General features: G+C 27.3%; 27 protein-coding genes. 15 read left to right on the plus strand and 12 right to left on the minus strand.

Annotated features, from left to right (window positions below):
* Positions 1-10: 10 nt before the first annotated feature.
* The 5 genes from ACNSOS_RS10550 to ACNSOS_RS10570 form a co-directional block, all read right to left on the minus strand.
* Positions 11-1,204, minus strand: coding sequence for a hypothetical protein (locus tag ACNSOS_RS10550; protein WP_418185258.1), 1,194 nt, complete (start codon positions 1,202-1,204; stop codon positions 11-13).
* Complete coding sequence (locus ACNSOS_RS10555; RefSeq protein ID WP_418185259.1) at positions 1,204-2,547, minus strand: c-type cytochrome; 1,344 nt, start codon at positions 2,545-2,547, stop codon at positions 1,204-1,206. The genes ACNSOS_RS10550 and ACNSOS_RS10555 overlap by 1 nt, the downstream gene beginning before the upstream one ends.
* A gap of 224 nt (positions 2,548-2,771) precedes the next feature.
* Entirely contained in the window at positions 2,772-3,782 is a 1,011-nt protein-coding gene (locus ACNSOS_RS10560) for a hypothetical protein (protein WP_418185260.1), read from the minus strand.
* A gap of 58 nt (positions 3,783-3,840) precedes the next feature.
* A complete protein-coding gene (locus tag ACNSOS_RS10565) occupies positions 3,841-5,337 on the minus strand; it encodes a PLP-dependent transferase (protein ID WP_418185261.1) in 1,497 nt (498 codons plus the stop codon).
* Entirely contained in the window at positions 5,338-6,489 is a 1,152-nt protein-coding gene (locus ACNSOS_RS10570) for a trans-sulfuration enzyme family protein (protein WP_418185262.1), read from the minus strand.
* 117 nt (positions 6,490-6,606) lie between these two features.
* Between ACNSOS_RS10570 and ACNSOS_RS10575 the strand changes: the two genes are divergently transcribed.
* Positions 6,607-6,774 carry a hypothetical protein gene (locus ACNSOS_RS10575; protein WP_222718378.1) on the plus strand — a complete coding sequence of 56 codons (168 nt, stop codon included), beginning with the start codon at positions 6,607-6,609 and terminating at the stop codon, positions 6,772-6,774.
* On the opposite strand, the gene ACNSOS_RS10580 is transcribed toward ACNSOS_RS10575, so the two are convergent.
* On the minus strand, positions 6,775-7,578 hold the full coding sequence (locus ACNSOS_RS10580) for a DNA ligase (RefSeq protein WP_418185263.1): 804 nt from the start codon (positions 7,576-7,578) through the stop codon (positions 6,775-6,777).
* A gap of 117 nt (positions 7,579-7,695) precedes the next feature.
* On the opposite strand from ACNSOS_RS10580, the gene ACNSOS_RS10585 reads away from it, so the two are divergent.
* Genes ACNSOS_RS10585 through ACNSOS_RS10600 form a run of 4 tightly spaced genes read left to right on the plus strand, consistent with a single transcriptional unit; the run spans position 7,696 to position 11,603 of the window.
* Positions 7,696-8,253: an adenine phosphoribosyltransferase gene (locus ACNSOS_RS10585; protein WP_113893345.1), complete on the plus strand. Its 558-nt coding sequence runs from the start codon at positions 7,696-7,698 to the stop codon at positions 8,251-8,253.
* Positions 8,254-8,264: 11 nt separating this feature from the next.
* Positions 8,265-9,476, plus strand: a complete 1,212-nt coding sequence (trpB, locus tag ACNSOS_RS10590) for a tryptophan synthase subunit beta (protein WP_418185264.1) — start codon at positions 8,265-8,267, stop codon at positions 9,474-9,476.
* An 8-nt stretch (positions 9,477-9,484) separates the two neighbouring features.
* Complete coding sequence (locus tag ACNSOS_RS10595; RefSeq protein ID WP_418185265.1) at positions 9,485-10,186, plus strand: DedA family protein; 702 nt, start codon at positions 9,485-9,487, stop codon at positions 10,184-10,186.
* Positions 10,176-11,603, plus strand: coding sequence for a leucyl aminopeptidase (locus ACNSOS_RS10600; RefSeq protein ID WP_418185266.1), 1,428 nt, complete (start codon positions 10,176-10,178; stop codon positions 11,601-11,603). Before ACNSOS_RS10595 ends, ACNSOS_RS10600 begins: the two co-directional genes overlap by 11 nt.
* 26 nt (positions 11,604-11,629) lie before the next feature.
* On the opposite strand, the gene ACNSOS_RS10605 is transcribed toward ACNSOS_RS10600, so the two are convergent.
* Genes ACNSOS_RS10605 through exbB form a run of 3 tightly spaced genes read right to left on the minus strand, consistent with a single transcriptional unit; the run spans position 11,630 to position 13,091 of the window.
* Entirely contained in the window at positions 11,630-12,301 is a 672-nt protein-coding gene (locus tag ACNSOS_RS10605) for an energy transducer TonB (protein WP_418185267.1), read from the minus strand.
* 3 nt (positions 12,302-12,304) lie between these two features.
* The gene (gene exbD / locus ACNSOS_RS10610) at positions 12,305-12,682 is read right to left on the minus strand and encodes a TonB system transport protein ExbD (RefSeq protein ID WP_113893355.1); all 378 of its coding nucleotides are present in this window, start codon (positions 12,680-12,682) and stop codon (positions 12,305-12,307) included.
* On the minus strand, positions 12,663-13,091 hold the full coding sequence (exbB, locus tag ACNSOS_RS10615) for a TonB-system energizer ExbB (protein ID WP_418186316.1): 429 nt from the start codon (positions 13,089-13,091) through the stop codon (positions 12,663-12,665). The genes exbD and exbB overlap by 20 nt, the downstream gene beginning before the upstream one ends.
* Before the next feature lie 162 nt (positions 13,092-13,253).
* On the opposite strand from exbB, the gene ACNSOS_RS10620 reads away from it, so the two are divergent.
* The 4 genes from ACNSOS_RS10620 to ACNSOS_RS10635 are packed head-to-tail and all read left to right on the plus strand — an operon-like array spanning position 13,254 to position 17,645.
* Positions 13,254-14,468 (plus strand): TolC family protein, encoded by a 1,215-nt coding sequence (locus tag ACNSOS_RS10620; protein WP_418185268.1) that lies wholly within the window; start codon positions 13,254-13,256, stop codon positions 14,466-14,468.
* Positions 14,469-14,474: 6 nt separating this feature from the next.
* The gene (locus ACNSOS_RS10625; RefSeq protein ID WP_418185269.1) at positions 14,475-15,740 is read left to right on the plus strand and encodes an efflux RND transporter periplasmic adaptor subunit; all 1,266 of its coding nucleotides are present in this window, start codon (positions 14,475-14,477) and stop codon (positions 15,738-15,740) included.
* Complete coding sequence (locus ACNSOS_RS10630; protein WP_418185270.1) at positions 15,730-16,434, plus strand: ABC transporter ATP-binding protein; 705 nt, start codon at positions 15,730-15,732, stop codon at positions 16,432-16,434. Before ACNSOS_RS10625 ends, ACNSOS_RS10630 begins: the two co-directional genes overlap by 11 nt.
* On the plus strand, positions 16,434-17,645 hold the full coding sequence (locus ACNSOS_RS10635) for an ABC transporter permease (RefSeq protein ID WP_418185271.1): 1,212 nt from the start codon (positions 16,434-16,436) through the stop codon (positions 17,643-17,645). Before ACNSOS_RS10630 ends, ACNSOS_RS10635 begins: the two co-directional genes overlap by 1 nt.
* 65 nt (positions 17,646-17,710) lie before the next feature.
* Here ACNSOS_RS10635 and ACNSOS_RS10640 read toward each other — a convergent pair whose 3' ends face one another.
* A complete protein-coding gene (locus ACNSOS_RS10640; RefSeq protein WP_418185272.1) occupies positions 17,711-18,088 on the minus strand; it encodes a DUF1360 domain-containing protein in 378 nt (125 codons plus the stop codon).
* A gap of 146 nt (positions 18,089-18,234) precedes the next feature.
* Between ACNSOS_RS10640 and ACNSOS_RS10645 the strand changes: the two genes are divergently transcribed.
* Positions 18,235-18,690, plus strand: a complete 456-nt coding sequence (locus ACNSOS_RS10645) for a MarR family winged helix-turn-helix transcriptional regulator (protein WP_418185273.1) — start codon at positions 18,235-18,237, stop codon at positions 18,688-18,690.
* 235 nt (positions 18,691-18,925) lie between these two features.
* Entirely contained in the window at positions 18,926-19,714 is a 789-nt protein-coding gene (locus tag ACNSOS_RS10650) for a hypothetical protein (protein ID WP_418185274.1), read from the plus strand.
* A 51-nt stretch (positions 19,715-19,765) separates the two neighbouring features.
* Here ACNSOS_RS10650 and ACNSOS_RS10655 read toward each other — a convergent pair whose 3' ends face one another.
* Both ACNSOS_RS10655 and ACNSOS_RS10660 read right to left on the minus strand, forming a co-directional pair.
* The gene (locus ACNSOS_RS10655) at positions 19,766-20,155 is read right to left on the minus strand and encodes a phenolic acid decarboxylase (RefSeq protein ID WP_418185275.1); all 390 of its coding nucleotides are present in this window, start codon (positions 20,153-20,155) and stop codon (positions 19,766-19,768) included.
* A gap of 59 nt (positions 20,156-20,214) precedes the next feature.
* Positions 20,215-20,766, minus strand: a complete 552-nt coding sequence (locus tag ACNSOS_RS10660) for a ribonuclease HII (protein ID WP_418185276.1) — start codon at positions 20,764-20,766, stop codon at positions 20,215-20,217.
* A 119-nt stretch (positions 20,767-20,885) separates the two neighbouring features.
* On the opposite strand from ACNSOS_RS10660, the gene ACNSOS_RS10665 reads away from it, so the two are divergent.
* The 4 genes from ACNSOS_RS10665 (at position 20,886) to yidD (ending at position 24,317) form a co-directional block, all read left to right on the plus strand.
* Positions 20,886-23,465: an ATP-dependent Clp protease ATP-binding subunit gene (locus ACNSOS_RS10665; protein WP_418185277.1), complete on the plus strand. Its 2,580-nt coding sequence runs from the start codon at positions 20,886-20,888 to the stop codon at positions 23,463-23,465.
* Between the two features lie 71 nt (positions 23,466-23,536).
* The gene (gene rpmH / locus ACNSOS_RS10670) at positions 23,537-23,671 is read left to right on the plus strand and encodes a 50S ribosomal protein L34 (protein ID WP_004509857.1); all 135 of its coding nucleotides are present in this window, start codon (positions 23,537-23,539) and stop codon (positions 23,669-23,671) included.
* Positions 23,659-23,994 (plus strand): ribonuclease P protein component, encoded by a 336-nt coding sequence (gene rnpA / locus ACNSOS_RS10675; protein WP_418186317.1) that lies wholly within the window; start codon positions 23,659-23,661, stop codon positions 23,992-23,994. Before rpmH ends, rnpA begins: the two co-directional genes overlap by 13 nt.
* Positions 23,991-24,317 (plus strand): membrane protein insertion efficiency factor YidD, encoded by a 327-nt coding sequence (yidD, locus tag ACNSOS_RS10680; RefSeq protein ID WP_418185278.1) that lies wholly within the window; start codon positions 23,991-23,993, stop codon positions 24,315-24,317. Before rnpA ends, yidD begins: the two co-directional genes overlap by 4 nt.
* Position 24,318: the final 1 nt, after the last annotated feature.

Raw genomic sequence — 24,318 nt, forward strand, 5'->3', positions numbered from 1 at the left:
TCTCCTCTTTTTATAAACTATTTTTAAATAGTGTAAAAAATCCCCAAGCAAAATATACAATACACCAAATTGATAAAATCCATAATAATATATTTGCCATAGTAGTAACCATTTTATCTTTTGATGCATCAAAATAACCATTATTCTTTCCAACTTTCCATGCCATTGAAGCAATAAAAGTCACACCAACACCACCTAAAGATAAGAAAGTTAATAAAAACATAATAATAGAAGCCCATTCAATATTTAGAGGGTATTGATAAATATCATAACCTAAATTATTCATAATGTTATATCTTATGTATTCTCTAAAAGCTGATATTAAAAGTAAAACTACAATAAAAATAATAGTTGTAATATAACTATTATTTAGTTTTTTTGATAATAAAATCATAGAAACAAAAGATAAATAAATAACAATAGAAAAAATATCATATAATCTATCTATTGAATAAGTCCAAAAAATAAAAATAATTAAACTTAAAATAAATCCAAAAGTAGAAATTTTTGTACCTACATTTCTTGAAAAAGATATAAATTTTTCATCAAAATTTTTATTTGATTTTAAAAAGTCACTATAATTTTGTAGAAATAATCCAACAATAGGAATACTTAAAATCATAAAGAAAATATATCTAATTGTTTCTGGATGAAAGTTTGTTCCAGAAGTATCAACTATTCCATTGGGAGCGTACCATTGCATCCATTTTTCAGGTTGAATAGCTTGAACTGAAAATACATGCATTATTAATCCACAAAACACTAATAACAAAAATGCAACTGTTCCTACTAATTTACTAACTGAACTTTGTTTTTTATTTGCATAATAGTACCAGTAATACATACTATATCCAACTAATAAACAATATATAAATATTACAATCCAAAGACCTGATAAAGTATTTATTGTGTACCAGTTTGGGTCATAAATTACTTGTGTAAAAAGTAAAGGTGCAACACCTAAAACTATCAGTAAAGAAACACTAATTTTACCAGTTTGTAGTAAGTGAGCTGTTAAAATTTCCCAATTTTTATCTGTTTTTTGTTTAAAACCTCCATATAAAGACAATCCCATACTTCCTAAAGATAAAAATACAAATAGAGCATGTAATGCCCAAGTTAAAACATATAAACTTTGAAAAACAACAGGGTAAAAAGGAACTCCTGCTGGATCTCTAAGTAGATTTAAAATTCCTGCATCCATTATTTCTCCTTATTAAATTGTGATTCTATCCAAGTTGCCATTGCATCAAATTCCTCTTCAGGTAGTGAAATTTTTGGCATATATGGAACTACTCCAGTTGCTAATGAAAATTGCATATATGATTTTATGGTATCTTTATCCCAGCCATTCATTTTTTCAAATAAAGGTCTATATTTACCAGTAATTTCTAGTGAGTGACAATTTGAACATGCAATTTTTGTAAGAAGTTCTCCAACTTCTAGTCTATTTTCATCTGTAATTATTTTTAATCTATCAGGAATCCAAGGATTTACTTTTAATAAGCCATTTTTTTCTATAATATCAACTTCATTTTTTATGTTTTTACCTGGAACTTCTCTTCCCATAATTTGATTACTATAAACATATTGACCAACAACATAAGGTTTTCTAATACTTTCTCTTAGTTTTTCTCCTGGCCACAATCCAAAAATAGCAACTACAAATAACATAACAACTGCAATTGGTCTATTTATGAAATTTGGTTTAAGTAAAGCAATTCCAAAATATAAAGAAAAAATCACAACTAAAATAAGCTTTGTAGTCATAATATCTGGCATATACATTTCTAAAAGAAGTTTTGCATTGTCTGGAAGAGTTGTCATATACCACATAAAGCAAATAACTGTAATAAATCCTCCAATAAAGCTTGTAATACCCATTTTTCTAATAAGTTCATTTTTTAATTCTTTATCACTTAAAGAAGTTGCAATAATAAGTCCTATAACTCCAGACATCATAATCATAAAACCAATTCTTAGAAATAAATGAGGAAAAGTTGTAAGACCAAAGAAAGCATCACTAACAGAACCTGTTTGATAGAAAGCATCATTTCCAGGCCACATCATAAAACTAATAATTCCTATGATTAAAAATAGTGTTCCAACAGAAGCCAAAGCAAATGCATAAGTAAGTTTTAGATGAGTTTTTCTATCTATTTTATTAATAAAATATACAAGTGCAAAAACTCCAACTACTTCAAATACAAAAAATACCCATTCTGTTGCCCAAACCCAAACAAAGTTATGAATTAAAGCACTAATTCCTCTAGGACTTGCAGCAGTTGCTGTATACCAAATCCCTGGACCAGTGATCGAACCTACCACATAAGAAAAAATAAGTAAAAACATACCATATTTTTTCATATATTCATAAAGTTCAGGTCTATCTTCTTTATAAGATTTATGTGCTAAAAAAGCAAAAAGTAAAGCAGCACCAACTGATGTGTGAGATGCTAAAATATGAATAGTCCCTGTTATTCCCATAATCCAAGCAGAGCCAATTTCTGGGAAATAAAAAAGTGGAAACATTCCAATTTGTTCCATTTTTTCTCCTTTTATAAAGTTATTTTACTAGTAAATAGTAAAACTTAATTGCTATATTAATGCTAGATTGTTAATTTTATGTTGTTTAATAGTTTAAAATGGCTAATCTGAAGTTGTGGTTTTTAATTTTATCAGAAATTTGTAGGAGGCCGATTATATTACCGAGATTAACCATTTCAAAGAATTTTATAATTTAGATGTTAATTTTGTGTTTGATCTTAAAATTATTGTTTTGTAATTTCTTCTTCTGAACCTTTTTCGTTAATACCAGCTTCAGCTTGAATCATCATAAATATAAATTGTGCTAGATTTTCAGCCAAATGGCTATCTTTGTGTTTTTTCTTAATTTTCCCAATATTATAAGAATTCTCTAAATTAATTTGTAAACCTTTTCCCTCATCATATTTTAGATGGTTTTTAGCTCTTATATCTTGCCAATTATCACTATTTATTCTCTCTTTTTTCTCCATGCTATCCAAAGCATAATTTAGTGCTTCCTGAAAGTAGTTATATACAAGTGATTCTACAATATTTGAAGGAAGTAATTTTTGAAAATATTTTGAAGTAATCCATTGTGCTTTTATTTCATCTACAATTTTTTCATTTTTAGAAGAACTCATATTGTAGTATTCTTCCAAATTTATCTCTCCATCAAAATTACTATCCATATTTAAAGTATGATTTAATTCATCATCTATTGATATTATAGAATCTTCATATCTATACATATTATTTTGTGAATTAGATTTTATATAGCTGTCAAACACTTCATTTATAACTTCTAAACTATTTTTTTTAAAATTTAGAGATTGTAATATACTAAAACCATTTTTCGTGTTACTATACTCAAAGTGGCTTAATTTACCATCTTGATTTATATCTGCTTTCAAAAATTCTCTTATATAGGCAATATCTGTAAACCAAGCAGACACAAAATTTTGAGCTTCTCCACTTAGATGTATATTTCCAGATTCATCTTTTGTTATATTATCTACTCCAAAATTATTTTCTAACTTTAAAATAGTTCTATTTTCTAAGTTTACCGATACTTTTCTACCATTTATAGGGTCTGTAAAAACTGTTTTAGATCTATTTTCTGAAAAGTTTATACTTGTTTGATAAGCTTTTTGAGTTTCATTTTGTAAATTTTCTTCAAAAAATTTTTGAGTTTCTGAATGATTTTTATTTTTTATATTATAAGATTTAAAAACTGTGCCGTTTAACAATATTTCCATAATTTCCCCTAAAATTATTTAATAGAGCAAATCATATATAAAAAAGAGTAAAAAACTCTTAAATATTGTTTATTTTCTCAAACTCTCCTATAATATCTTCTATATTTTCAGTACCAACAGATATTCTTAAAAGCTCTATTGGAAGTTTAATTTTTTCTAAAAATTTTTTTCCATTTTGGCTTGTGATTAAATCATAGTGAGCAAGATAAGTGTAAGGCATAAGAAGTGTAAATTCTGTTCCAAGACTTGGACCTTTTGCAAAATTTAAACTATCATAAACTTTTTGAAAATCTTTTTTAAATGTTACAGATATTATCCCACATAGGCTATCTTCATCAATCATTAATTTTTCATAATTATCTTTAAAATCAGGACTTAAACAGTAAAAAACTTTATCTATAAAAGGAGCATTTTCCAAATATCTTGCTAGTTTTAAACTATTTTGGCTTATTTTTTTTACTCTTATTTTATAATCTTTTATTTCTAAAGCCATTCTTTGAATATCTTTTATATATGGTTCATCAGCATACTTAAAAAATTCATTTGAAATATGAGATATTTTTGAATCTTTATTTAAAATAATTGCACCCATCAAAACATCAGCATTTCCACAAGCAAATTTTGTCAAACTCTCAACATAAATATCAGCAAAAGGATTTAAATCTAAATTATAAGGTGTTGCAAAAGTTGAATCTACAATGATAGGAATATTGTAAGAGTTACAAAGTTTTTTTAGTCTTTCTAAATCCACAGTTTGCAAAAGTGGATTTGTAGGAATCTCTGTAACTATTGCTGAAACTTTTAGCCCATCTTTTTTTAAGAACTCTTCAAATTCATCAATATTTGTAACATCATGAAAAACTTTACTCTCTTCAAAATAGTGTTCTACGATATTTGTTGTATCAAGATATAACCAACCTAGTTGTACTAAAATAGTTCTTCCATTTCTTGCTTGAATATTTTTTATTCCTTTTAAAGCACAATACATTGAGTTCATTCCAGATGGATTTAAGCAAATATTTTCAACTGGTTGTTTATATGCACTAGCTAAAGTTTCAATAACTATATTTTTTGCCTTATTTTTATCTTCTAAATTTTCAATATGAAGCTTATTTATAATTCCAACTTTATATAAATAATCTTCAGCTAGTCTTGAAGATAGGTTATATCCTACATGTTGAATAAATTTTAAAACTTTTTGATATTGTCTTCCTTTTACTACTTTTATAACTCCAAAAGGTTCATTAAATTCAAATTTATTGTGTATAAAATATCTATTGCTTACAACTTTAATTGCTTTTTTGCTACTTAAAAGTATAAGTTCATATTCATTTCCTACACTATATTTTTGTTTTAAATAATTAGCTAACTTTTTTAAATATGGATGAACTATAAATCTTGGATAAGCAACAGTTATCTTTTCTAAAATTTCGGGTGTTTGCTCTTCATAATCAATCACATCTTGTAGATTTGGCATACTTGTAGATACTGCGTGAATATTATTTTGTGGAAGAGTTTGTCCACATGGTATTGGATAAAATTGCTTATTGTTCATCTATTTTACTGCTTGTTTTATATCTTCTATTAAATCTTCAACTTCTTCCAATCCAATAGAAAACCGAACTGTACTATCACTTATTCCAATAGCTTTTAACTCCTCTTTTGAAAAACTTGCATGAGATATTTTTGCAGGAATTTCAACTCTACTATCTGGACTCCCAAATGAACATTTTTCACCAAATATTTTACTATTTTCTATAAATCTTTCTGCTAATTCAACACTTGTAAAATCAGCACAAAAAACTCCAGTCATATATTTCATTTGACTTTTTGCAAGGGCGTGTTGAGGATGATTTTCCAATGCTGGATGAGTTACTTTTACTATATAGTCTTGATTTTGTAAGAACTTTGCAATTTCTATAGAATTTGCTTCGTGTTCTTTCATTCTTATTTTTAAAGTTGGAATTCCCAAAGAGATTAAATATACATCAAATGGATTTTGACTTCTTCCATGTGCATTTGCATAATAATGGATTTGATTTGCTAACTCTTTTGTTTTTGCAACAATTGCTCCAGCTATTACTCCACCATGTCCACTTATATATTTTGTAGTTGAAAATAGACTAAAATCAGCTCCTAAGTCTAAAGGTTTTTGACTTATAAAAGTTGCAAGTGAATTATCAACAGCAAATAAAGCATTATATTTATGTGATATTGAAGCAATAAGTTTTAAATCTATGATTTTTAAGCCTGGATTTGTAGGACTTTCACATAAAACTAAATCTATATTGTTTGTTTTTAAAATATGTTCAACCATATCTGTATCATTAAAATCAGCAAAATTAACTTGAATATTATATTTTTCTTTGAATACTTTTAATAGCCTAAATGTTCCACCATAACAATCAGCTTCTACTAAAATAGATGAATTTGCTTTTAAAACAGTTTCAAAAAGTAAGCTCACAGCTGCTATTCCTGTATGAGTACATACTGCTCCTGCTCCATTTTCAACAAAGCTGAAAAGATTTTCCAATGTTTCTCTTGTTGGATTGTCACTTCTTGTATAATCGTATATTTTTTCACCTTTTTGTTTTTTTAAATCAAATGTCGCAGTGTTATATATAGGAAAATGAGAAGCTCCTGCAACATCTTCAAAAGGAGCAAATTGTGTTTGATGGCATATTTTTGTTTGTATATTTTCTTTCATAAGTTTTTTAAATCCCTTAATTTTTTGGCAAATTGTACCAAAACTTATTTAATATAATTTGATAGAAAATTTGGTATAAATATAGATAAAATATTGACTAAGATTAAAGGATAAGATATGTTTAAAAGTATATTATTAGTTATATTGATAATTTTATTTCAAGGTTGTGCTACTTGGAGTGGAGTAAAACAAGATAGTAAAACAGCATGGAAAGCTACAAAAGATACATCAAGTGAAGCTTATCAAGGAGTTAAAAAATCAATTCACGAAGCGACAGCTGATTGATTATTCTTTTTGTCTAACTCTTAAAAAAGAAGTAAATTTTGGTTTTCCATTTTTTGTTAAATCATAATATTTAAAAGTTACAAAACTTCCAATTTTGGGTGGATTTTCTCTATCTTTATTTGAAAATCCATTTCCCAGATTGAATTCAACACCATTTTTTAGTCTAACTTTTAAACTTTTTAAACTTCCATCTTTTCTAAGATTTTGAAAAATTACTTCAGCTTCATCATCAAAAAACTTTTTTACTTTTAAAACATTTTCACTTCTTCCACTAAAATAGTTCAAAGTATAGTTTTTGAGCATTACTCCTTCTCCATTTTTTGCTAAAACTTCATCTAAAAATATATTTAATTCATGTTTACTATTTATCTTTTTTTGTGGGATTATTTTTATAAATTTATTTGGATTATCTTTCAGCCAATTTTCTAAAAAATCAAGTCGTTCTTTAAAATCACCTTTTGCATTTGGTATTTCAAAAATATTATATGTTATATTTTCCCATTCAATAGGTTCTTTTTGACTTAAAACTATACTTTGGATATTTTCAAAATCATTTTGCTTCGTAAAAAGTTCACCATCTAATTCAAATGGAGGAAAATTTTGAGTAAACCAATTTGGAGCAAAAATTTTATTGCCATTTTTAGTTTGTAACTCTTTTCCACTCCAATATGCTCTAATTCCATCTAATTTTTCACTCATATAGTAGTTGTTAATATTGTGTTTTCTTTCATCATATATAGTTGCTTTTTGTAAGTCTATTGCAAATGTGTAGATAGATAATATAAAAATAAGAATAAGTTTCATAGTAGCTCTTTATCTGAAATATAGGATTATATTTGCTTTATTCTTAAAAATTATCATAAAAACATAATAATTATTTGGTTAAAATGAAACGACTTTATATTATACAAAGGATAAAATTTGGGGCAAGATGTAGTTTTAAATGAGAAAGATAAGAAAATTTTATTAGATAGTATAAGAAGTGTACCAGATTTTCCCAAAGCTGGGATAATTTTTAAAGATATTACAACTTTGTTAAACGATAAAGATGCTTTTGAACTTTTAATGAACCATTTAGAAAATAGATATAAATCTTACAATTTAGATTTTATTGCAGGAATTGAATCAAGAGGATTTATTTTTGCAGCAGCGTTAGCTACACGACTTAAAATAGGTTTTGTTCCAGTGCGAAAAAAAGGTAAATTACCTAGTACAACAGTTTGTGAAAAATATGAATTAGAGTATGGATTTGATGAAGTAGAGATTCATTTAGATGCTTTTAATGATAAAAAAAATGCAAGGGTTCTATTGTTAGATGATTTAATCGTAAGTGGTGGTACTGCATATGCGAGTGCTAATTTAATACAAAAATTAAATGTTTCTTTAGTTGAAAGTTGTTTTTTGATGAATTTTACAGTTTTAGATGGAAAAGAAAAGTTGAGTAAATTAGTACCAGTTTATTCAGTTTTAGAGATTTAAGGAAAGTTTTTATGAGTGATTATATTCCAAAAAAAAGTATTTTTGATCCAAACGAAAAAGGTGAATTTGGTGGTGTTTTTGGTGGGCAATATGTTCCAGAAACTTTGATGCCAGTTTTAAAAGATTTAGAAAGAGCATATAAAAAATATAGATTTGATAAAGATTTTTGGGCAGAAGTAAATAATTTATTAAAAGATTATGTAGGACGAGAGAATCCTTTGTATTTTGCCAAAAATATAAGCGAAGAACTAGAAGCAAAAATTTATTTAAAAAGAGAAGATTTAAATCACACTGGAGCTCATAAAGTAAATAATGTAATAGCCCAAGGTTTATTAGCAAAAAAAATGGGGAAAACAAAAGTTATTGCTGAAACTGGAGCTGGACAGCATGGAGTTGCAACAGCAACTATTGCTGCACTTATGGGACTTGAATGTACAGTTTTTATGGGTGCAAAAGATGTTCAAAGGCAAGAATTAAATGTTTTTAGAATGAAACTTTTAGGTGCAAAAGTAGTAGCAGTTGAAAGTGGAAGTAAAACTTTAAAAGATGCTATGAATGATGCTATTAGATATTGGGTTACAAATGCAAGAGATACTTTTTATATAATTGGAACTATTGCAGGTCCGCATCCATATCCTATGATGGTTCGAGATTTTCAAGCAATTATTGGATATGAAGCAAGAAAACAGATATTAGAAAAAGAACAAAAACTACCTGATTATGTAGTTGCATGTATTGGTGGTGGTTCAAATGCTATTGGTATGTTTTCACATTTTTTAGAAGATAAAAGTGTTACTTGTGTTGGTATTGAAGCAGGTGGTTTAGGACTTGATACACCAAAACATGGTAGTTGTTTAGCCCTTGGAAGTCCTGGAATACTTCATGGTCAATGCTCATATTTATTGCAAGATGAAGATGGACAAGTTTTAGAAGCTCACAGTATAAGTGCTGGACTTGATTATCCTGGTGTTGGACCAGAACATTCATTTCATAAAGATAACAAAAGTGTAATTTATGACAATATAACTGATAAAGAAGCTTTAGAAGCTTTTGTATGGTTAAGTCAAAAAGAAGGAATAATACCAGCTTTTGAGTCTTCTCATGCTATTGCATATTTGAAAAAAGCTCAAGAGAAAATAAAAGGAAAAACAATAATTGTATGTTTATCTGGACGAGGTGATAAAGATATGATTCAAGCAAAAAGCTTACTAAATTTTGATTAAGGATTAAGATGAGAGAACTATTTTTAAAAATTCAGCCTTATACAGGAAAAATTTTTGCCGTAGGATTGGTACTTTTTATATCATTTCTTACTTACAATCTGTATCATGCACCAGGTGATGGGATTGAAGAAAAATTTATAAATTTATTAAGACAATATGGATATATAATACTTTTTGTTTGGAGTATGCTTGAAGGTGAAATGGGTCTTATTATGGCTGGTCTTTTAAGTCACGATGGTTCTATGAATGTTCTCTTGGCTATTTTTGTAGCTGGACTTGGTGGATTTGCTGGAGATCAAGTATATTTTTATATTGGAAGATTTAATAAAACATCTGTTTTAAAAAGATTAAGAGGGCAAAGAAGAAAGTTTGCATTTGCACATCTTTTATTGAAAAAACACGGTTGGCCAATAATTTTTACTCAAAGGTATATGTATGGTATGAGAACAATTATTCCAATTTCAATAGGTTTGACAAGATATGATGCAAGAAAATTTGCTTTTATAAACCTTATTTCTGCATGGTGTTGGGCAGCAATTACTATAGTTCCTGTTTGGTATTTTGGAGATCAGATTATGGTGGTTCTTCATTGGGCAAAAGAACATTGGTATATGGCTATTCCATTGGCTATTATTTTGGGTGGAGGAATAATTTATTATTTTAATAGAGCAACAAAAAAAATTGAAAAGAGGGTAAGAGATGAAGATTAATATTGTAGAACTTAATAAAAATAAAGATTTTGATTTAGAGATAATTTTTATAAATAGTTTAGACGAAATTATTGATAGCAAAGATAAAAATACTTTAGAACAATTAGAATTTAAAGCAAAAGATGAAGTATCAACTATTTTGGTTGAAAGTAAAAAAATATATGTTGGATTTGAAGAGTATAGTTATGATTCTTTAGCTATTTCAATAGCAACAGCAGTTAAAAAATTTAAATCTACAAAATTTAAAAGTGCAAAAGTTGTTTTAAATAGTAAATTAGAAGAAAATTTTAAAGCTTTAGTTGAAGGTGCAGTTTTAGGAAATTATAGTTTTGATACTTATAAAAGTGAGAAAAATATAAAAAAACAAGAGTTATATTTTGTTGTTGAAGAAAAAAACTCTAATTTAAATGCTATTTTAAAAGAATCATTGACTATATCAAAAGCCGTAAATATAGCAAGAGATATGGTGAATACTTCACCAGCTGATTTTTATCCAGAAATTTTTGTAAAAGAAGCACAAAAAATAGCAAAAGATTTAGAACTTGATTGTGAAGTTTATGGAGAAAAATATCTTGAAAAAAATAATATGATGGCAATGCATAGTGTTGGTCGTGCTTCTGTTCATGAATCACACTTGATCCACTTAAAATATAAGCCAAAAAAAGCACTAAAAAAAGTTGTCTTAGTTGGTAAAGGATTAACTTATGATAGTGGAGGATTGTCTTTAAAACCAAGTGATTTTATGGTTACAATGAAAGCTGATAAATCTGGAGCAGTTGCTGTTTTAAATAGTATAAAAGTAATTGCTGAATTAAAACTACCAATAGAAGTTCATGCAATTATTGGAGCAGTTGAAAATATGATTGGTGGAAATGCTTATAAACCAGATGATATTTTAAAAGCAAAAAATGGTAAAACAATAGAAGTTAGAAATACTGATGCTGAAGGAAGATTGGTTCTTGCAGATTGTCTTTGTTATGCACAAGATACAATAAAAAATATAGATTATATTTTAGATTTTGCTACATTAACTGGAGCTTGTGTAGTTGGTCTTGGAGAGTATACAACTGGAATTATGGGAAATAGTGAAAGCTTAAAACAACAAGCTTTGAATTCTTGCCAAAGTTCAGGTGAATATGCTACTAAATTAGATTTCAATAGATATTTAAATAAATGTATAAAATCTGAAATAGCAGATGTTTGTAATGTTTCAAATACTAGATATGGTGGAGCAATAACTGCTGGAATGTTTTTAGACAACTTTATTTATGAAGAAAATAAAAATAAATGGATACATTTTGATATCGCTGGACCTGCTTTTGTAGAAAAACCTTGGGGATATAATCCATATGGAGCAAGTGGTACAGGTGTAAGAATGGCGGTACAATTTGTTAAAGATTTAGTAGAAAAAGTGTAGTTTTTAACTACACTTTTTAATATTTTTTATTGAATTTGATAATCTACAGGAATAGTTATATTCCAAACTTCTCTATCTAACTCATCAGGTATTGGTTCAAACATAGCAATTTTAATTAATAATTCTAATGTTGCTTCATCTAATTTATCAAATTTAGATTTTTTAACTATTTTTACATTTTTTACATGACCTTTTTTAAATACATCAAAATTAACTTCAACTTTTCCTGTCTGATTTAATCTTTTTGCTACTCTTGGATACTCTTTATGTTTCTCAACTTTTGCTTTAACTCTAGCTAAATAAGCATTTTCCAAATTTTGTGTTTGAGCAGGATTTACATTTTTCTTAATAGGAACATCTGCAACAGGAACTTCTTGTTGTACAGGAGCTGCTTCTACAACCTTCTCAACAGGTTTTTCTATAGGTTTTTGTTCTTTTTTTGGTTTTTTAGGCTTAGGAGGGACTTTTACGGGTGTTGGTTTCTCAACAACTGGCTCTGGTTCAGGTTCAGGCTCTGGTGGAGTTGGCTCTGGTTCAGGTGGAGGAGCCATTTCTATTGTTGATAAAGAGATTGTTGTAACCTCTTCAGTTGCTTTATCTGTTATAACAAAAGCATTCGCAAAAACAAAAAATGCAAAAAATCCAACTATTGCATAAGTTATACTTGTAATTATGAATGAACTTTGATATCTATTCATTTTTTACTTCTTTGTCACTATTGAAATATTTGAGTATGTATTTTTTTTCAGCATATCTAATATATTTACAAATGATTCAAATTTTGTATTTTTATCTGTATGTATATGTACAGGTGTTTCTACAGATTTTTGTAAAATTTGTTTTTCTAATTCTTCAAGTACAATAGGAGTATCTTCTAAGAAAAACTCACCATTTTCATTGATTACTATCACTATTTCTTTATCTGGTTTAAGTTGTTCTGCACTACTAGAATTTGGCAAAGCAACAGGGATAATACCTCTTGTAATAAATGTTGAAGTTAATAAAACTATGGCTAAAAGTACAAGTAAAACGTCAATAAACGGAATTACATTTATTGAATCATATTTCTGTAGCTTCATAATCACTCTCCAAAACTTCTGCTGATCTTCCTAAAATATTATACATAACCATTGAAATTATAGCAACAACAAGTCCAACAGCAGTTGCTTTTAATGCTAAAGCTAAACTTTCCATAATTTTGGCTGCATCAATTTCTCCACTTCCCATTGTCATAAATGTAAGCATAATAGCTAAAACAGTTCCTAATAATCCAATATAAGGAGCATTTGACGCAATTGTCCCAATTATAGTTAAGTGTTTTGTTAAAGCCACATCCAAAGCTTTTTTAGTTTTATATGTTTTCACATCAATCTTTTTATAAAATAGTACTCTTTCTACAAAAAAGAAGAATGCAACAAAGCTCATTACAACAAGTAAAGCTATAACTCCATAATCAACTAAATGCTTTAGTGTCTCTATATTTTCCATCATAATTTTTTTCCTCTACGCTAAAATTTTTGTAATTATAATCAAAAAACTTTAATTTTATATTAATGATAACTATCATAATGTAAGGATGAATTAAAAATTTGTTAAAATACCGTTAAAAATCAAAACTTATAATTCCACATCAAAATTTAAGGACAAAAATTGCATAAAATATTTTTATTTTCAATATTTTGTAGTATTGCTTTAGCAAATACAAATAATTTGGATATTTTACAAAAAGATAAAAAAGAGTTAAGAGAACTTGAAAAAGAGTCAATACAAACAGATTATGATATTTTGAAAAACGATTGGATAGGAACTATCGATATAAGTTCAAGTGTAAATAGAAATCATAATTTTGATAAAGATAGAACAGATGATAGTAGATATGGTAAATCTGCAAGGATAGGTTTTTCTCAAGATATTTTTAGGTCTGGAGGAATTTTACTTTCAATTGACTATGCAAAAGATAAATTAAAGTATGATTTATTATCTTGGGAAAATCAAAATCAGCAAATTCTACAAACTATTTATACTACTTTGTTGGATATTAAAAAACTAAAGTTACAAATTGCACAAAGTAAATATAGATTAGAAAATAGGGATATTGAATTAATAATCAAAAAAATTCAATATGAAGCTGGAAAAACTGATATTATTGAATTGAATAATGCAGTTATGTCAAAAAATAACCAATACAAAGAAAATATCAGTTTAGAAAATTCTTTAAAAGAAAAAGAGTATGAATTATCTAAATATACTGAACTTAAATACGATGAGATAGAAATCTTGGATTTTAGTGAAGTTTCAAAAGATGATTTTATAAATAGCAATTTGGATATTTTACAAGAAGATTCAAAAGTTGAGATGTTAAACACAAATTACAAAAAAACAAAAACAAATTATTTGCCAAAAGTTTCGCTTTCAACAAATGCTAATTACAATTCTAGTGATAGTGATTTTAGTAGAATGTCAAGAGATACAAGAAAAGATGATGCACAATCAACTGCTAGCTTGACTCTTTCTATGCCACTGTTTGATTATAATCGTTCAAATAAAATACAATTAGCTAAAATTGATTATTTAAAACAGAAAATACAAGTAAATGATTTAAAGAACGAAGTAGCATATGATTATGAACAGATTTTGAATCAAATTGATACTTACGAAAAACATATCAAAACAATTGAAGAAAATATCAAATTATATGATGATTTGATATCAGCAAATCAAATTTCAAATGATGCTGGAATGACTTCAGAATTTGATTTAGATATTCTAAAGAATACAAAACTGATAAACGAATATGATATGATAATAAACGATATAAATATCAAACTTCAATATGCAAAATTATATTTCAAAATAAAAGGTTAATCAACAATGAGCAATGAAAATTTAATAAATGAACTAAATAGTTATGAAACAAAAAGTTCAAAAAAATTATATATTTGGGTAAGTACAGCAATAGTTGTAGCTTTTATTTTTGCATATTTTTTTATATTTAATTCAGCAAATAAAACAACAAAAGTTGAGTATGTAACAAAGGCTGTTGAAAAAGGTGATTTATCTGTAATTGTAAGTGCAACAGGAAATATAAATCCAACAAATAGTGTTGAAATAGGAATAGAAGTTTCAGGAACAATAAAAGAGATTTTTGTTGATTACAATGATGAAGTAAAAGTTGGACAAGTTTTAGCAAAGCTTGATACTGTAAAACTACAATCACAAGTTGATAGCTCTTTGGCAGCTTTAGCAATAGCAAGAGCAAATTTGAAAGAGAGTGAAGTAAATGTGAAAAATAAAAAGGTTTTATATGATAGAACTTTAAAAATGTACAATGAATCAAATGGAAAATATCCATCAAAAAATGAACTTGATGATTCTAAATTTTCTTATGAAGCAGCTTTGGCTTCTCTTGAAGCAACAAAAGCAAAAGTTTTACAATCTGAATCAAATGTAAAAACAGATAAACAAAATCTTGAAAAAGCTTCTGTAAAATCTTCTATTGATGGAATAGTTTTAAATAGAGAAGTTGAAGTAGGGCAAACTTTAGCTGCAACTATGTCTGCGCCAAAACTTTTTACATTGGCAAAAGATTTGAAAAGTATGGATTTAATAGTAAGTATTGATGAAGCTGATGTTGCTGATATTAAAAAAGATTTACCAGTTACATTTACTGTTGATGCATATCCAAATAGAACATTTTATGGGAAAATCAAGCAAGTAAGATTAAATCCTATTGATTCAAATGGAGTTGTAACTTATGAAACAGTTGTTGAGGTAAATAATGAAGATTTAGTATTAAAACCAGGTATGACAGCAACAGCAAAAATTGTTACAAAAGATAGTAAGGATAATATTTTGGTTCCAAATAGTGCATTGAGATTTAAGCCAAGAATTCAAGAACAAGCAAGTAGTGGTCCTGTAAAACTTGCTGGTCCAAATATGCCAAATAGACCAGGACCTGTTACAAAAGATTTAAGTAAACAAAATTTATCTCCTATTTTTATATTGGAAAATGGGCAACCAAAAAGAGTTATGGTAAAAATTTTAGATACAGATGGAAAGTCATCAGCTATTGAATCAAAAGATTTGAATATTGGAGATTTAGTAATAATTTCACAAAAGAGTGATAATGCAAAATAAAAAGACAATAATTGAATTTAAAAATATTGTTAAAAGTTATGGAAGTGGACAAAATATAACACATGCTCTAAATGGAGTAGATTTAAAGATATATGAAGGTGAATTTGTTGCTATTATGGGAGCTAGTGGAAGTGGAAAATCTACATCTATGAATATGATTGGTTGTTTGGATAAACCAACAAGTGGAGAGTATTTATTCAATGGAATAAATGTAGAAAAACTAAACAGAAATCAAATGGCTCTTTTAAGAAGAAATTATTTAGGATTTGTTTTTCAAGGGTTTAATCTCCTTGGAAGAACTTCAGCTTTAGAAAATGTAGAACTTCCTTTGATATATAGAAAAGTTCCAGCAAAACAAAGAGAAATTTTAGCTACTGAAGCTTTAAATAAAGTAGGGCTTGGAAGTGTTATAAAAAATACTCCCGCAGAACTTAGTGGTGGACAACAGCAACGAGTCGCAATAGCAAGAGCAATAGTTACAAACCCTTTAGTTTTACTAGCAGATGAACCAACTGGAAATCTTGATAGCATAAAAAGTATAGAGATTATGAATTTATTAAAAAAGTTAAATGAAGAGTCGAAAATAACTGTTATTATGGTAACTCACGAAGAAGATATGGCAGCTTATGCAAATAGAATAATCTATTTTAGAGATGGTCATATAGAAGATAGTTTGAAAAAAGGATTTAAATAATGTTAGTGAATGCTTTTTTAATAGCTATAAAAGAGATAAAAAGAAATATTCTTAGATCAGTGCTTACTATTTTAGGAATTGTTATAGGTGTTGCTTCTGTTATAGCTATGGTTATGATAGGTGATGGAACAACTCAAAATGTACGAGATAGTATTACAAAACTTGGAAGCAATATGCTAACTTTACGAGTGGGGCAAGAAAGAAGAGGTATTCCAAGAGAAGATAATAGTTCAAAACCATTTACAAATGAAGATATTGTAGCTATAAAAAGTGAGGTTGCAAATATAAAAGCAGCTACATCTGAAGGCTCTTCACGAATGAATATAGTTTTTGGAAATAAAAGCCATGCTGCAAGTGTTATAGGTACAGATAATGACTATTTTATAATTAAAGAGTGGGCTTTACAAGATGGACGAACTTTTGAAGATAGTGAAATCGCAAGTGGAAAATCATCTTGTATAATTGGAACAACAATAGTAAAACAACTTTTTGGCGATGAAAATCCAATAGGTGCAAATATAAGATTAAAAAATATTACTTGTAATGTAATAGGTGTTTTAGAGTCAAAAGGAGCAGCGGCTTTTGGAAATGATCAAGATGAGATAGTTATTGTTCCTGTAAGTATGTTTCAGCGAAAAATTTTGGGTAAGAAAGATGTTTCATCTGTAATTATATCAATTACACAAGAGCAATATATTGAAGACGCAAAAACAGATATAACATCGTTAATGCAAGAGCGTAGAGCGATAAAAATAGGAGAAGCAGATAATTTCCATATTCGAGATATGAAAGATATTTTAGAAACAATGACATCAACTACAACTATGCTTACATATTTGTTGGGTTCTATTGCTGGTATTTCTTTACTTGTTGGTGGAATTGGTATTATGAATATTATGCTTGTTTCTGTAACTGAACGAACAAGAGAAATAGGTACTCGACTTGCTATTGGAGCTATGGAAAATGAAGTTTTAATGCAGTTTTTAGTTGAAGCGATAGTTTTATCAACTTGGGGTGGGATTATCGGTATTTTCTTGGGGCTTGGAATTGGATATGGAGTTGTAAATGTTATGCAATTACCATTTATCATAAATGAGCAAATAATATTGATTTCCTTCGTATTCTCTACATTAATAGGAGTTGTGTTTGGATATTTTCCTGCACGAAAGGCTGCAAGATTAAATCCTATCGAAGCTTTAAGATATGAGTAAAACATATTAATCTCTTTAAAATCATTCATTTCCAAAATATAACTTGTAAATGAATGATTTAATTATTAGTTAGTTTTCATTTTCTCTAACATGGCTATTTCTGCTTTATGTCGATTCATTGCAAGAATTTTAACTTTAAAAACAAACCCACTAAATAGTGTAGAAAGTCCTATTATAAAGAAACTTGTTACTACAAAATTTATAAAGAAATTTTCAGATGGAACTAATTGTATATGATATAAATATACAAATATAAAAACAATCCAATGTGAAAGACAATAAAAACAAGAAAATAGGTATCCAAAGAATTTACTTTTTTTATTTAGAAATTCTCTTAACGGACGAGTTACTTCTGTTTGTGTAACGGTAATAGATATAATACTTGTAGCAATAGCTAATATACAGCTTAACCAAATACTTTCCAATGTAGGTACGAATAACATAATTATATTCCTTATATTAAAATTAACTATAAAATAATAGTTGATAGAATTATATCAATATTTAACTAAATAGTTAACTCATTAACTATTTAGTTAAATATATAATAGAAATTAAAGTTTAATTTTAAAAAATGTATACTCCAGATATGAAAAATAATTTAAAAATTCAAGATTGTATAATAGATAGTGTTTCGAATGTTTATCTAAGATTTAAAAAAAATATGACACAAAAGCTTAAGAAATATAATTTGACATTTGAACAAAGCCAAATATTAAAATTATTATTTGACAATCAAGCAATTAGCCAGAGCGAAATTTGTAAAAAAACTTCATCAGATGCTTCAAATATAACTATGATATTAAAAAGAATGAATGAAAATGGGTATATTGAAAAGTCTCAGCACCCAAAAGATAAAAGAACGACTATTATATCAGCTAGTCAAAAAGCATTGGATTTAAAAGATGAATTAGATAGAATTTCGGATCATAATTTATGTTGTTTCCTTGATAATATTTCAAAAGAAGAATACCAAATTGCATTAAAAGTTATTAGAGAAATGAATAGACAATTATTACAAGAAGAATTTAATAAACTAATATAATTATTTTAAATATATTTTTCCAAATTAATATTTCATATTTATATAAAACTCATCTTGATTATAAGAACTTTACTGGAGTTATAGATAAAAAATAAAATTTATTTATTTGATTTAGAATATTAACATTAGGAATCTATATAAAAGAAATTAATAAATTTGTTAATCTTAAAGACTTACTTTTTATTAAACTTTAGCTTTAAAACAAAATGATTAGTAGCACTTATAGGTATAAAAAATGAAAAATCTAGTAGTATTAATTTTAATAAGTTTTTTATTTGTTGGTTGTGTAGTAAAAGAAGAAGGATATTTATCAACTACAAATATGCTTGATAATATAAGGATTTCTAGTAAAAGACAAGTTTTGTCTGTAAGTGCTCCAAATAATATGAGCATACCATTTACTGGGAAAGTTATCGATCATTTAGATAGAATTGTTTTGATTCGAGATATTCCAGATGAGATGAAAGAGATGGTGCATATCAAACATTCATCAGAAACATATCTTTTTCATTCTAATAAATATTTCAACAAAGAAAATCTTGAACTTTTTGAGAAAGAAGTTAATGAAAATAAAAATATTATAGAATATACTAAACGCTATGGAAAAAGATACAATAGAGCTTTTGTAGATTATATAGATGGAATGAAATGTAGGACATTAGAGTGGAATGAACTTTCTAATATATATAACACTTCTACTGGTAAAAAGAAAATAGTTACTCAACTGTTTGAAACTTATTGTAGCTTTTATAGTTTAGAACCAATCCAAAATACATACGAACAACTTTTACATTTATCATATTCATACAGCTATAATCCTGAGAATAGTATATTTAAAAATAATAATGAAACAAAAGAACAAATTTTAAAAAATATGCAAAATCAATTTAACCAAGATATATATGAAATATTTAACTCTATAAAAATTGATGTTATGGATAGAGAAAGAATGAAAAAAGAAGGTTTACTATACGATAGAAAGTATGAAATAAGAAACTACATAAAGGAAATATCTGAAAATTAGTTTTGATTTGAATAATTCCAGAGTTAAAACTTCAGAATTATTCAAAATAATTTATTTTAGAATAGTTACTGTTCCATTCAAAGGAATAATCTCTCTATCAATTTTCAAAAAAGCATTAACTTTTTTATCTTTAAGATTCAGAACGATACTTACACCAAGTCCATCTGCTTCAACCCAAGATACAAAATATACATTTTCACCAAGCTTTTGCATTTTATATGCTTCATCAGATTCTCTACCAGTTTCTTCGCCTTTGATAGCTTTCCAGTGAAGTACATCATCTGATTTATACTCTACACGATAACCAGCTGTTCCATAATCATATTCGAAAATTTTACCCGCTAAACTTACTTCATCTTTTGTTTCAATTTTATTATCACAACCACTAAAAGCTAACATTACAATTAAAAGAATTGTATAAATATTTATTTTTGATTTCAAATTTGCTCCTTAATAAAATAAAATTTAATAACTATAACCAAACTTAATATAAAATATTATTAAGTTTCACCTAAAGCTTTTAATTTAAAAGTGTGTCTATGGATATCACTTCTTCCAAACTCTCTTATAGCGTCAATATGAGCTTTTGTCCCATAACCTTTGTGTTTATGAAAATCATATTTAGGATAAAGTGGTGAAATATTGTCCATAAATCTATCTCGACTTACTTTTGCTAGTATTGAAGCAGCACTAACTTGGGCATATTTTGCATCTGCTTTTATCTCTTTTTGTAAAGTTTGTATCCCAAAATTCGTATTTCCATCCATCAAAAATGAGATTGTAAACTCTTTTAGATTTTCCATTATCTCTAAAATAGAGTTTTTTATACAATAGCTTATACCTTTTTCATCTATTTCTTTTGCATTACTAAAAACTATATGATATTTTGATTTCTCAATTATTTCATCAAATAATTTTTCTCTTTTTTTTTCACTTAAAACTTTTGAGTCATTTAATCCAATAATCTCTTCTAAAAGTATAACTCCAGCAACTACCATTGGACCTGCAAGTGGTCCTCTTCCAGCTTCATCAATTCCACATAAATTTTTCATAAAAGCCTTTAAATATTTTTTAAAAAGTATTATAATAAAAGATATATTTCTATTAAGACTTGACAAAGATAGACTAAAGTTATATAATTTTATTGGCAGTTAAATATAAGGAGTGCTAAATGAATGAAAATATATTTGAAAAAATGACAAATCAACTAGCTGAAACAATAGATTCTAGTGTTGCTTTAGCCTTACATAATAAAAATCAAGAAGTACAAATTGTGCATATACTTTGGGCTTTATTGACAAATACAAATTCAGTATTAAATCAACTACTAAATAAAATGAATGTAAATAAAGTAGCTATTGAACTTGAAGCAAAATCAAATGCAAGTAAACTTCCAAGTGTAAGTAGTGTTACAAAAGAGAATATAAAACTTTCAAGGGAGCTGTATGAAAGTTTTCAAAAAGCACAAGGACAAATGGCTAGTAATGGAGATAAATTTATAGCTATTGATACTTGGCTTGTTTCAAACTTTGATAATCAAACAATAAAAGATGTTTTAGGAAAATATATAGATTTAAAAGAGGCAAAAAAAGAGCTTGAAGCTATGCGTGCAGGGAAAACTATAGATAGTAATAGTGGCGATGATAACTTAGAAGCTTTAAGCAAATATGGAATAGATTTAAACAAAAAAGCAATTGATGGTGAACTTGACCCTGTTATTGGAAGAGATGAACAAATCACTAGAATGATGCAAATTTTGATAAGAAAAACAAAAAATAATCCAATACTTTTAGGAGAACCAGGAACTGGAAAAACTGCAATTGCAGAAGGTTTAGCACAAAGAATAGTAAATAAAGATGTTCCTACTTCACTTTTAAATAAAAGAGTTGTAAGTCTTGATATGAGTGCTTTAATTGCAGGTGCAAAATATCGAGGAGAGTTTGAAGATAGACTAAAATCTGTTATTGATGAGGTTAAAAAAGCTGGAAATATAATTTTATTTATTGATGAAATTCATACAATCATTGGTGCAGGTGCAAGTGAAGGAAGTATGGATGCAGCAAACATCTTAAAACCTAGCCTTGCTCGTGGTGAACTTCATACAATTGGTGCAACAACTTTAAAAGAGTATAGAAAATATTTTGAAAAAGATGCAGCAATGCAAAGAAGATTTCAACCAGTTAAAGTTGATGAACCAACTGTAAATGAAGCTTTACAAATTTTAAGAGGTATAAAAGAGAGACTTGAAACACATCATAATGTAACTATAAATGATAGTGCATTAGTTGCAGCAGCAAAACTATCAAATAGATATATAACTGATAGATTTTTACCTGATAAAGCAATAGATTTAATAGATGAAGCAGCAGCAGAACTTAAAATGCAAATTGAGAGTGAACCAACTGCACTTTCAATAATTAAAAGAGAGATTCAAACTTTAAATGTTGAAAAAGAAGCTCTTAAAATGGAAAAAAACAAAAAAAATGAAGAAAGACTTGTTGAAATAGAAAAAGAGTTAGCAAATAAAAATGAAGAGAAACAAAATCTTGAGGCTAGATTTGAAAATGAAAAACAAACATTTAATGCTACAAGTGAGCTAAAAGCAAAAATTGAAGAGTTAAAAACAAAAGCAAATATTGCAAAACGAGAATCAAAATTTGAAGAAGCAGCAAAAATAGAGTACGGAGAAATCCCAGCACTTGAAACAAAAATCAAAGAAAACTCTGAAAAATGGGATAGAATGCAAAAAGAGGGAACATTGTTGCGAAATAGTGTTGATGAAGAATCAATAGCAAGTATAGTTTCAAGATGGACAGGAATTCCAGTTAATAAAATGATGGATAGTGAAAAACAAAAAGTTTTAAAAGTTGAAGAAGTTTTAAAACAAGATGTTATTGGACAAGATGAAGCTATAAAAGCAATTAGCAGAGCAATTAAAAGAAATAAAGCAGGACTTAGTGAAACTTCAAGACCAATAGGAAGCTTTTTATTTTTAGGACCAACTGGAGTTGGAAAAACTGAAAGTGCAAAAACTTTAGCAAAATTCTTGTTTGATGATCCAAAATCTCTTATAAGATTTGATATGAGTGAATATATGGAGAAACATGCTGTTTCAAGACTTGTTGGAGCAGCTCCAGGTTATGTTGGATATGAAGAAGGTGGACAATTAACTGAAGCAGTACGAAGAAAACCTTATAGTGTTATTTTATTTGATGAGGTAGAAAAAGCACATCCAGATGTATTTAATATTTTACTTCAAGTTTTAGATGATGGAAGATTAACTGACAATAAAGGTGTTACAGTTGATTTTAAAAATACAATTATTATTTTAACTTCAAATATAGGAAGTGCAAGAATAATCGAAATTAACGATAAAGAACAAAGAAAAAAAGCAGTTTTAGATGAATTGAAATCTCATTTTAGACCTGAGTTTTTAAATAGGCTTGATGATATTGTGATATTTGAACAATTAAATTTAAGTGCTATTACAAATATTGTAGATATATTATTTAACAATATAAAAGAGAAAGTAAAAGAGAAAGATATAACTATATCTTTAACATCAAAAGCAAAAGAATATATTGCTAAAATAGGCTTTGACCCAGTTTATGGAGCAAGACCATTAAAACGAGCTATTTATGAAATAGTTGAAGATAAACTTGCTGATTTAATCTTAGAAGATAAGATTTTTGAAGGAAGTAAAGTGGAATTTGATATAAAAGATGATGAAGTTGTTGTAAAAATATCTTGAAACTAAAGATAATTTAAGTAAATTTTACCTATAATCCACAACTTATTTCGCAATTTTGAGGAAAAACTAAGATGAAAAGAACATATCAACCCCATAATACTCCTAGAAAAAGAACTCACGGGTTCAGAGTAAGAATGGCTACAAAAAATGGTAGAAGAGTAATTAATGCTAGAAGAGCTAAAGGTAGAAAAAGATTAGCTGTTTAAGCAAAGAGTATAGATTAAATACTCAAAGAGATTTTTCAAAACTATACAAAAGCGGCAAAACTTGGCATACGCCAAGCTTTGTCGCTTTTTTTAATTTACAAACTACAACAAAAATAGCTTTTGTTGCTTCTAAAAAAGTAGGAAATGCCGTTGCACGGAATCTTGCAAGAAGAAGAATGAGAGCTGTACTTTTAACTTATGACAATAAAATAAAAAATGGTAATTATATCTTTGTTGCAAAATCATCAATCAAAGATAGAAATTTTATAGAACTAAAAAAAGATTTTGATTTTGCTATAAAAAGATTAGAACTCCTTAAATGAGAGCCTTTTTTAAATATTTAATAAGGTTTTATCAAAAATATTTATCAGTAATTTCTTTTGGCTCGTGTAGATATTATCCAACTTGTTCACAATATGCACTATGGCAACTAGATAATAATGGGTTTTTTAAGGCATTTTATTTTACAATAGTACGCATTTTAAAGTGCAATCAACTTTTTGATGGTGGATTTGATTATCCAGTTATAAATAAGTTGAGATTTAATCAAAATATCAATTATAAAAAAATAAGAATAATATATTGGTATGTTCCATTAAAAAATGGAAAGTATTTAGTAGTAAAAAACAGGGAGTGGAAGAAATAGA

The sequence above is a fragment of the Aliarcobacter vitoriensis genome (assembly GCF_048320235.1).
GTDB lineage: Bacteria > Campylobacterota > Campylobacteria > Campylobacterales > Arcobacteraceae > Aliarcobacter > Aliarcobacter vitoriensis.

What these genes read in the sequence shown, in the direction of transcription:
- ACNSOS_RS10550 (WP_418185258.1), bottom strand. Translation starts at nt 1,204, where the DNA reads ATGGATGCAGGAATTTTAAATCTACTTAGAGATCCAGCAGGAGTTCCT.
- ACNSOS_RS10555 (WP_418185259.1), bottom strand. Translation starts at nt 2,547, where the DNA reads ATGGAACAAATTGGAATGTTTCCACTTTTTTATTTCCCAGAAATTGGC.
- ACNSOS_RS10560 (WP_418185260.1), bottom strand. Translation starts at nt 3,782, where the DNA reads ATGGAAATATTGTTAAACGGCACAGTTTTTAAATCTTATAATATAAAA.
- ACNSOS_RS10565 (WP_418185261.1), bottom strand. Translation starts at nt 5,337, where the DNA reads ATGAACAATAAGCAATTTTATCCAATACCATGTGGACAAACTCTTCCA.
- ACNSOS_RS10570 (WP_418185262.1), bottom strand. Translation starts at nt 6,489, where the DNA reads ATGAAAGAAAATATACAAACAAAAATATGCCATCAAACACAATTTGCT.
- ACNSOS_RS10575 (WP_222718378.1), top strand. Translation starts at nt 6,607, where the DNA reads ATGTTTAAAAGTATATTATTAGTTATATTGATAATTTTATTTCAAGGT.
- ACNSOS_RS10580 (WP_418185263.1), bottom strand. Translation starts at nt 7,578, where the DNA reads ATGAAACTTATTCTTATTTTTATATTATCTATCTACACATTTGCAATA.
- trpB (WP_418185264.1), top strand. Translation starts at nt 8,265, where the DNA reads ATGAGTGATTATATTCCAAAAAAAAGTATTTTTGATCCAAACGAAAAA.
- ACNSOS_RS10595 (WP_418185265.1), top strand. Translation starts at nt 9,485, where the DNA reads ATGAGAGAACTATTTTTAAAAATTCAGCCTTATACAGGAAAAATTTTT.
- ACNSOS_RS10600 (WP_418185266.1), top strand. Translation starts at nt 10,176, where the DNA reads ATGAAGATTAATATTGTAGAACTTAATAAAAATAAAGATTTTGATTTA.
- ACNSOS_RS10605 (WP_418185267.1), bottom strand. Translation starts at nt 12,301, where the DNA reads ATGAATAGATATCAAAGTTCATTCATAATTACAAGTATAACTTATGCA.
- exbD (WP_113893355.1), bottom strand. Translation starts at nt 12,682, where the DNA reads ATGAAGCTACAGAAATATGATTCAATAAATGTAATTCCGTTTATTGAC.
- exbB (WP_418186316.1), bottom strand. Translation starts at nt 13,091, where the DNA reads ATGGAAAATATAGAGACACTAAAGCATTTAGTTGATTATGGAGTTATA.
- ACNSOS_RS10625 (WP_418185269.1), top strand. Translation starts at nt 14,475, where the DNA reads ATGAGCAATGAAAATTTAATAAATGAACTAAATAGTTATGAAACAAAA.
- ACNSOS_RS10630 (WP_418185270.1), top strand. Translation starts at nt 15,730, where the DNA reads ATGCAAAATAAAAAGACAATAATTGAATTTAAAAATATTGTTAAAAGT.
- ACNSOS_RS10635 (WP_418185271.1), top strand. Translation starts at nt 16,434, where the DNA reads ATGTTAGTGAATGCTTTTTTAATAGCTATAAAAGAGATAAAAAGAAAT.
- ACNSOS_RS10640 (WP_418185272.1), bottom strand. Translation starts at nt 18,088, where the DNA reads ATGTTATTCGTACCTACATTGGAAAGTATTTGGTTAAGCTGTATATTA.
- ACNSOS_RS10645 (WP_418185273.1), top strand. Translation starts at nt 18,235, where the DNA reads ATGAAAAATAATTTAAAAATTCAAGATTGTATAATAGATAGTGTTTCG.
- ACNSOS_RS10650 (WP_418185274.1), top strand. Translation starts at nt 18,926, where the DNA reads ATGAAAAATCTAGTAGTATTAATTTTAATAAGTTTTTTATTTGTTGGT.
- ACNSOS_RS10660 (WP_418185276.1), bottom strand. Translation starts at nt 20,766, where the DNA reads ATGAAAAATTTATGTGGAATTGATGAAGCTGGAAGAGGACCACTTGCA.
- ACNSOS_RS10665 (WP_418185277.1), top strand. Translation starts at nt 20,886, where the DNA reads ATGAATGAAAATATATTTGAAAAAATGACAAATCAACTAGCTGAAACA.
- rpmH (WP_004509857.1), top strand. Translation starts at nt 23,537, where the DNA reads ATGAAAAGAACATATCAACCCCATAATACTCCTAGAAAAAGAACTCAC.
- yidD (WP_418185278.1), top strand. Translation starts at nt 23,991, where the DNA reads ATGAGAGCCTTTTTTAAATATTTAATAAGGTTTTATCAAAAATATTTA.